Annotated in this window: 11 protein-coding genes and 1 pseudogene; 6 read left to right on the top strand and 6 right to left on the bottom strand. The window is 60.2% G+C overall.

Going from position 1 to position 7,648, the window contains the following annotated elements; translation table 11 throughout:
• Positions 1-153: 153 nt before the first annotated feature.
• The 3 genes from FJ320_12605 (at position 154) to FJ320_12595 (ending at position 2,368) form a co-directional block, all read left to right on the top strand.
• Complete coding sequence (locus FJ320_12605; protein ID MBM3926787.1) at positions 154-807, top strand: RraA family protein; 654 nt, start codon at positions 154-156, stop codon at positions 805-807.
• A gap of 70 nt (positions 808-877) precedes the next feature.
• On the top strand, positions 878-1,459 hold the full coding sequence (locus tag FJ320_12600) for a LemA family protein (protein ID MBM3926786.1): 582 nt from the start codon (positions 878-880) through the stop codon (positions 1,457-1,459).
• Positions 1,460-2,368: a TPM domain-containing protein gene (locus FJ320_12595; protein MBM3926785.1), complete on the top strand. Its 909-nt coding sequence runs from the start codon at positions 1,460-1,462 to the stop codon at positions 2,366-2,368.
• A 9-nt stretch (positions 2,369-2,377) separates the two neighbouring features.
• Here the strand turns inward: FJ320_12595 and FJ320_12590 are convergent, their stop codons facing one another.
• A complete protein-coding gene (locus tag FJ320_12590) occupies positions 2,378-2,779 on the bottom strand; it encodes a hypothetical protein (GenBank protein MBM3926784.1) in 402 nt (133 codons plus the stop codon).
• 130 nt (positions 2,780-2,909) lie between these two features.
• Here FJ320_12590 and FJ320_12585 point away from each other — a divergent pair, with 130 nt between their 5' ends.
• Positions 2,910-3,215: a hypothetical protein gene (locus tag FJ320_12585; GenBank protein ID MBM3926783.1), complete on the top strand. Its 306-nt coding sequence runs from the start codon at positions 2,910-2,912 to the stop codon at positions 3,213-3,215.
• Positions 3,216-3,267: 52 nt separating this feature from the next.
• On the opposite strand, the gene FJ320_12580 is transcribed toward FJ320_12585, so the two are convergent.
• Both FJ320_12580 and FJ320_12575 read right to left on the bottom strand, forming a co-directional pair.
• On the bottom strand, positions 3,268-3,495 hold the full coding sequence (locus FJ320_12580; protein MBM3926782.1) for a DUF2283 domain-containing protein: 228 nt from the start codon (positions 3,493-3,495) through the stop codon (positions 3,268-3,270).
• 239 nt (positions 3,496-3,734) lie between these two features.
• Positions 3,735-5,260: pseudogene (locus FJ320_12575) on the bottom strand (YifB family Mg chelatase-like AAA ATPase).
• 82 nt (positions 5,261-5,342) lie between these two features.
• Here FJ320_12575 and FJ320_12570 point away from each other — a divergent pair.
• Both FJ320_12570 and FJ320_12565 read left to right on the top strand, forming a co-directional pair.
• Positions 5,343-5,546 (top strand): hypothetical protein, encoded by a 204-nt coding sequence (locus FJ320_12570; GenBank protein ID MBM3926781.1) that lies wholly within the window; start codon positions 5,343-5,345, stop codon positions 5,544-5,546.
• Between the two features lie 21 nt (positions 5,547-5,567).
• Positions 5,568-5,786 (top strand): hypothetical protein, encoded by a 219-nt coding sequence (locus tag FJ320_12565; protein MBM3926780.1) that lies wholly within the window; start codon positions 5,568-5,570, stop codon positions 5,784-5,786.
• On the opposite strand, the gene FJ320_12560 is transcribed toward FJ320_12565, so the two are convergent.
• Genes FJ320_12560 through FJ320_12550 form a run of 3 tightly spaced genes read right to left on the bottom strand, consistent with a single transcriptional unit; the run spans position 5,783 to position 7,520 of the window.
• Positions 5,783-6,001, bottom strand: a complete 219-nt coding sequence (locus FJ320_12560) for a type II toxin-antitoxin system HicB family antitoxin (GenBank protein ID MBM3926779.1) — start codon at positions 5,999-6,001, stop codon at positions 5,783-5,785. The genes FJ320_12565 and FJ320_12560 overlap by 4 nt on opposite strands.
• A 3-nt stretch (positions 6,002-6,004) precedes the next feature.
• Positions 6,005-6,196, bottom strand: coding sequence for a type II toxin-antitoxin system HicA family toxin (locus FJ320_12555; protein MBM3926778.1), 192 nt, complete (start codon positions 6,194-6,196; stop codon positions 6,005-6,007).
• Between the two features lie 4 nt (positions 6,197-6,200).
• A complete protein-coding gene (locus FJ320_12550) occupies positions 6,201-7,520 on the bottom strand; it encodes an amidohydrolase family protein (GenBank protein MBM3926777.1) in 1,320 nt (439 codons plus the stop codon).
• Positions 7,521-7,648: the final 128 nt, after the last annotated feature.

Below are 7,648 nucleotides of genomic sequence, written 5' to 3'. Positions count from 1 at the left end.
CTTTCTAACCACCCCCCTCCCCCCCCCCCCCCCGCCCCCCCCCCCCCCCCCCCCCTCGGGACCTTAACCACGAAAAGTTGGTTCCTGCGGCTGGCGCGCGAGTGGTATCATGAGGCCCTCGATAGACCAGCCGCTGCCGGCCAAGGAGGCGCCATGATCACCGTCAACCCCCGCAACGATACCCTCTCCAAAGGTCTCATCGAGGCCTATAAGAAGATAGCCCCCGCCTCCCTGGGCCACGCCCTGGACTCCGGTATGGACTCGGCCATCCGCGCTATCTGGAAGCCTGTCAAGCTCGTCGGCCCCGCCCTCACCGTCCAGGCCTACCCCCAGGTGGACTCCGCCGTCGCTAAAGCCCTGGACATCGCCAGGCCCGGCGATGTCCTGGTCATGAACCGCGGCGGCGACACTCGCATCGCTAACTGGGGCGAGTTCGCCGCCATCGGCGCCATGGAAGCCGGTGTCATTGGCCTCGTCTCTGACGGCGCCGTCACCGACCAGACCGCTCTCGCCGCCCTCAAATTCCCCACCTTCGCCCGAGGCACCTCCGCTGTCACCATCAAGCGCCACGGCGTCGACGAAGGCGCCGTCAATGTTCCAGTCCACGTCGGCGGCGTGGTAGTCAGCCCCGGTGACCTCGTAATCGCTGACGACGATGGCGTAGTCGTCGCCTCTTCTAAAGACGCCGCCCGCCTCCTCAAGTTCTGCCAGGAAATGGAAAAGCGCGAAGTCTGGATGCGACAGGAGTTGCCCAAAGGCCGCAAACTCACCGACCTCCGCAAAGAATGGCCCCTGCCCAAACCCTAGTCCAAAGACGCCCTCTAATCTTGGAGCCTCAATAAAATCTAACTTGGCGAGTTTCTGAGATAATACTCCTATGAACCAGCGCACCGGCCTCTTTATCCTTCTCGGCGTCGTCGGCTTCTTTGTCATCTTCGCGCTGGTCATAGGGCTGTATGTGCGCTCCACCTACAATGGCTTGGTGGAAAAGGACCAGTCTGTGGAGGGCCAGTGGTCTAACGTGGAGGCCCAGCTTCAGCGGCGCTTCGACCTCATCCCCAACCTGGTCGCATCCGTTCAAGCCATCTTTGAGCAGGAGCGGGAGGTCTTCGGGCGCTTGGCCGACGCCCGCGCCCGCTATTCCGGCGCTGCCACCGTGGACGACCGCGCCGAGGCCGCCGGCCAATTGGAAAGCGCTCTGTCCCGTCTCCTGGTCATCGTCGAGAACTACCCCGAGCTTCGCTCCCAGGCCAACGTCACCCAGCTTATGGACGAGCTGGCCGGCACCGAAAACCGCATCGGCGTGGAACGCTCTCGCTACAACGAGAGCGTCCGCACCTATAACAACGCCGTCAAGCGTTTCCCCAGCAACATCATCGCCGGCATGTTCGGCTATGACGAGCGTGAGTTCTTCCAACCAACTCCAGGCTCTACTGAGCCTCCCCAAGTGCAGTTCTAGGTGCGTTGGCGTCTCCCTGTTCTTCTGCCTTTACTTCTAGCTTTGCTCGCCATCGGGTCCGCCCAAGCCCTGGAGTTCCCGAAACCCGTAGGCTTCGTCAACGACTTCGCGTCCATCATTGAAGACAGTGTGGAGTCAGACCTGGAAAGCGCGCTGCGCCAGTTCGAGCAAGAGACCACCGTTGAGCTTGCCGTCGTTACTGTCCCGGATCTGGGCGGGACCACCGTGGAAGACTACGCCGTCCGTCTCTTCCAGGAGTGGCGAATTGGCAAGCAGAGCCATGATAATGGCATCCTCTTTCTCGTCGACCGGGAAGAAGGCTGGCTGCGCATAGAGGTCGGCTACGGCATGGAACCGTACCTCACCGACGGCCAGGCTGGTCGCATCCTGGACAGCGAAGTTGTTCCTGATTACCAGGCCGGTCATTACTCCTCCGCCATTTTCAAAGGGGCCCAGGCCATCACCAAAGCTGTCATCGACAACGGCTACCAGCCCGGCGCCGTCCGCCCCCCTAAGGTAGACCCTCTCCACCGCCACAGCGACTACTCATGGCTCTTCCTTCCCCTCGCCATTGGCAGCATCTACTTAATTTCCTACATGGCCCGCACCAAAGAAGTGGTCTTGGGCGCTCTATGGGGCACTGCGGTAGGCGTTCTGGTGGGCTGGGTCGCCGGCACAGTGCTGTGGAGCGTCATCATTGGCCCGCTGATGGGAGTTTTTGGCCTGTTCATGGATGTCTTCCTCTCCCGCGCTTACAAACACCAGCGCAAGAGCGGCAAGAGCACCGCCTGGCGTAACTCCTGGGGCGGCTTCTCCGGTGGCTGGGGAGGCAGGGGTGGGGGAGGCGGGTTCGGCGGCTTTGGAGGAGGCAGATCGGGAGGAGGGGGCGCCTCCCGCCGCGCTCAGTAGCCTGCTTATTTAACTCGTCTTGAAATACCTCTTCATAGGCTGGAAATAATTGTCCCTCCAGCCCTCTTTGTACATCTCTCCCTGCCCATCCGGTATGTTGGTGTGTATTAAAGTAAGCCTCGTCCCCTTCTCCGCCTCCTCCAGCACCACTTCCAGCCTGGAGTCCTCGCTATCCTCCGGGAATTCGCTGCTCCTCCACGATTGCACAATGCGGCGGTACGGCTCCAGCGTCAGATTCTTTCCCCTGATATACCCATCCCACGCGCTGAGAGCCCCGCCCACCTTCCCGCTCCCCCTGGCGCGTCCCCCGGTGAAAGCGCTATGTTCCTTGCTGTTAAGCCACGCCTCATATATGCGCTGCGGCGTCGTCGGCAGTGTCACAGATACCTTTAAGGATTCCAACTTGTCCATACCCTCGCAAAAAATTGTCCCGTTAACCGTCCAGAAATATATCTCTAACTGCTTCCTAAAGAAATAGCCCTGGCATAGTACTGGATTTTTGTACAATTGACGCTATCTGACAGTTCAGGGAGGTGCGACTATGTACGGCACCATCGCCCGTCTCAAAGTAAAGCAAGGCCAGGGCCAGAAGCTTATCGAACTCTTTAAAGATTGGGAAAAGCAGCGTAAGCCCAAGGTTAAAGGCGCCGTAGGCGGCTTTCTCATGAAGCCCGATAAGGGCGCCGCCGGCGACTACATCGCTGTCGCCATCTTCAAAGACAAGCAGGCCTATATGGCCAACGCCGACGACCCTGCCCAGGACCAGTGGTACCAGAAGATGCGCGCCCTCCTCACCGCAGACCCCGCCTGGGAAGACGGCGAGTACGTCGCCGGCGGCGTGGATTAACCATTAGCCCATCCTAAAGCGAAAACGCCGGCACAGAACCGTGGTCTCGGCTTTAACTTCCCAGAAGAGCAGGTTCCCATGCAAGGTCTTTTAGCGTCACGGAGTGTAGTTGTTCCTTGCCTAAACGCTCACTGGCATCGAGAAGCTCAAGGCCAACAATGTGCCCTTTGTCGTCCAACAAAGCAGTAACTCCCTCCTCTATATCCTTAGAATCGGTGGGAGTAGCCTGTCGCAACTCTATATAAAGCACATCAGTCTCTCGGTCATAGGTTATCAGCATAGATTCCTCCTACCAGGTCCGTTTTCTAGGCGTTACTGTGACGACAAGAACATGATCAGCCTCTTCTTTGTAGGTAACTCTTAGAAAGTGGTCGCCTGTTCTTTTGATTGCATTGGAACGACCTTTTATTGATGATAGAGTCGGGATGTTCAAGTGTAGCAATGATATCCGCCATATCGATCTTCATAAATCGTACCGCTCTTCTGGCGTGGCGGCCTAGGACAATCCGTTTCGCCCCGTTACTCCACCCACTTCGGCCGGTACTGCAGCGCCTCCGCCAGATGTGCCACCCCTATCCTCTCGCTCCCCGCCAGGTCCGCTATCGTCCTCGACAGCTTCAGCACCCTGTGGAACGCCCGCGCGCTCAAGTTAAGCTGCTTCATCGCCGTTTGCAGCAACGCCTGCGCCCCCTCCTCCACCTGGCACCACTCCCACACCTCCGCCGGCCCCATCTCTGAATTGCTGGCAATCAGTGTCCCCTTGAACCGCCTCCTCTGCGCCTCCCTCGCCGCCTCCACCCTGCGCCGCACCGCCGCCGAGTCCTCCCCGTCCGACTTATCCATCAGTTTCTCGTACTCCAGAGGCGGCACTTCCACAAACATGTCCATCCGGTCCAACAGCGGCCCGCTGATCCGCTTCTGATACCTGGACACCAGCGACGGCGCGCACGTGCAATGCCTCTTCGGATCGGAATAAAACCCGCACGGGCACGGGTTCATCGCCGCCACCATCATAAACGAGCACGGAAACGTCACATTACCCTGCGCCCGGCTGATGGTCACTGCGTGGTCCTCCAGCGGCTGCCGCAACGTCTCCAGCGCTATGTGCGTGAACTCCGGGAGCTCGTCCAGAAACAGCACCCCTCGATGCGCCAGCGTCACCTCCCCCGGCCTGGGAATCTTCCCGCCGCCCACCAGCGCCACGTGCGACACCGTGTAGTGCGGCGACCGGAAGGGCCGCTGCCTCGCCAGCGGCTGGTCCGGCGGCAGCATCCCCGCAATGCTGTATATCTTCGTGACCTCCAGCGCCTCCTCCGTCGTCATCGTCGGCAGTATCGACGGCAGCGTCCTCGCCAGCAGCGTCTTCCCGCTCCCCGGCGGCCCTGTCATCACCAGGTTGTGCCCGCCCGACGCCGCCACCTCCACCGCCCGCTTCGCGTGTTCCTGTCCCTTCACATCCGACAGGTCCGGCCCCATGACGGCTCCGTCTTCAGACGCGGCGGCCATGTCCTCAGCCCTGAACGGTTTAATCGACGCCTCACCCCGCAAGTGAGCCACCAGCCCCCCCAGCGTGTCCACCGGCAGCACCTCCGCCCCTTGCACCAGCGCCCCCTCCCTCGCGTCAATTGAAGGCACGTATATCGGCGAAAATCCCCGGTCCCTCGCCAGCGCCACCATCGGCAGAATCCCCCGGGTGTGCCGCACCGACCCGTCCAGCGCCAGCTCCCCCAGGTACACACTCTTGTCCTCCACCGGCGATAGTTGCCCCGTGGCCTTCAAAATCGCCACCGCTATGGGCAAATCGTACGCCGGCCCTTCCTTCTTCAAGTCCGCAGGCGCCAGGCTTACCGTTATCCGCCTGACCGGGAACTCGCACCCTGAGTTCCGTATCGCCGACCGCACCCGCTCCCGCGCCTCCTGCACAGCCGCGTCCGGCAGCCCCACAATGAAAAAGTTTGGGTGCCTCCCCCTGAAATATCCACCTCTACCTCCACCACAGACCCTTGGAGGCCTACCACGGCGCATGTGCGTACCTTGGTCAGCATCTCGACATATTAAAGGCGCGAGGAAAAACCGTCAAAGAATTTTTGACGCTACAATGGCCTCATTTCCAATGGAGGTGTCGCTATGGTGTCGGGGGCCAAAATAAAAGTCCACGGTCAGTGGCAAGGCGGCATGAAGTTCCTATTCGACGACGGCCACGGCCACTCCCTCACCGTCGACGCCCCCGCCGATGACGGCTCCCCCTTCGACGGCTTCATGCCCGCCTACCTCATGCTCTCCGCCCTCGCTGCCTGCTCCGCCATCGACATCGCCGAAATCCTCCGCTAGCAGCGCCAGGACCTACAATCCCTGGAAGTCTCCGTCGAAGGCCTCCAGGCCCCCAACCCGCCCTGGGAGTTTCGCCAGGTCCGCCTCCTCTACACCCTCAAAGGCCGCAGCCTGGACCAGGCCAAAGTCCAACGCGCCATCCACCTATCCGAAAACAAATACTGCTCCGTCGGCGCCACCATGCGCGGCGTCGCCAAAATCACCAGCAATTTTAAAATTGAGGAGATTAGGACTGACTAGACTCCAACAGACACATACTCCGCCGACGCGCTGGAATGTGGAACCGGAAGACCATCACCCTGAAGGCCCCTGATATGCATCTCCACCGCCTCCTTCATATTCTGCTCCACTTCCACCTTGGTCTTCCCAGTCGCGATACATCCTGGGAGGTCCGGCGAATACGCTGAATAGTTTTTATTAGCTTTTTCAATCACAACTAAAAATTGTCGTTTCATTATTTACTTCCCCTTGAGTCCAGCCTGCTTCAATATGCTATTTAGTGTACCAGGTGACAGGTCATCTACAGGATCGCCAGCTACTGTCACTCTCCCCTTCTTATCGGGGTGTTTGTATTGCCTGTGGCTGCCTTTGGTGACTACTAAATACCAGCCATCTCTCTCTAGCAGCCGTATAACATCCCGTATCTTCAACGAATTATACAGCCCTTCGTCTGCTTCCCCCTACCTCCTCACCACCTCCTTCCCCCCCCTTCATCACCATCCGAATCTTCGACTTATCTTGCAAAACCTTGATATCCTTCAGCGGGTCTCCCGCCACCGCCACCAGGTCCGCCAGCTTCCCCTTCTCCACCGTCCCTATCTCCCTCTCCATCCCCAGGCACTGCGACGCTATCCCCATCGCCGACTGCAACGCTTCCATATTGCTCAGCCCTCCCACCGTCGTCAGCAGCTCCACCTCCCTGGAATTCAGCGGATGGCCCCAGCCGCCCGAGTCCGTTCCCGCCGCCACCCGCACCCCCGCCTTCATCGCTGCCCTCACACTCTCCTTATGCGCCTTCTCCAGCGCCCTCGCCCTCTCCCTGGAATGCTTCATCGGGTTGTCCCTATGAAATACATAAACTAGCAGCGTCGGCACGTAAAAAATCCCCTTCTCCGCCATCATCGGTATCACGTCCGGGTCCTGCGTCAAATACGTCCCGTGCTCAATGCTGTCCACCCCCGCCTCGATGGCCCGCCGAAGCCCCGGCCCGCCCAGCGCGTGGCACATCACCTTCATCCCCATGTCGTGCGCCTCATTCACAATCGCGTCCAGTTCCTCCCGCGTGAACTCGTGGTCGAAAGGCCCGTGTCGAGGCCGCGACGACGCTCCGCCCGTGCTAGCTATTTTTATCACGTCCGCTCCCACCCGCTGCATCTCCCGCACCTTCGCCCGGCACGCGTCCACCCCGTCCGCCACCCCTGACGGCAGGCTTAGGCTTGTCGGCACAGGACAGCAATGGCCCGAAGGGCTCCGCACGTCCGCCAGCCCCCCCGTCGGCGATATCAGCGTCACGCTCAGCATCAATCGAGGCCCCTGGATCAGCCCGTCCTCAATCCCCTGCTTGAACCCAGCGTCCAGCCCGCCTCCCTCCCGCACCGCCGTATATCCCATCTCCAGCAACTCCCGCAGCACCGTCGCCGTCCGCAGCGCCCGGTAGCTCGCCGGCGCGTCCAGCTCCCACCGGTCCATCAAGCTGTACGTGTGGTGATTCAAATGGTCGTGGCAGTCGATAAGCCCCGGCATCAGCGTCAGCCCCTTCAGGTCCACTACCTCCGCCGACGACGGGTACTTCACCGACCCCCTCGGCCCTGCCTGCATAATCCGCTCCCCATCAATCACCACCGCCGCGTCCGCCACCGGCTTCCTCCCCGTCCCGTCGATAAGTGTGGCGCCGGTCAAGACCTTCATCGCCGCCTCCCAAACAAAAGATGTAACGGATGGCGTCAAATTAGCCCCACCCATATCGCGTGTCAAGCCGGCACCCTGCTGGGTATCGGTTGCTTTGCATGGGGGACGCTAGGCTACCTGTTACAATTCTCATGTTCATGGCTAAAAGGCTGTTTAAGCCAGCTAGACTTATTTGCACATGAGAAATCGACTGA

The organism is SAR202 cluster bacterium (assembly GCA_016872285.1).
Lineage (GTDB): Bacteria > Chloroflexota > Dehalococcoidia > Lucifugimonadales.
This window is presented reverse-complemented; position numbering and strand designations above follow the sequence as displayed.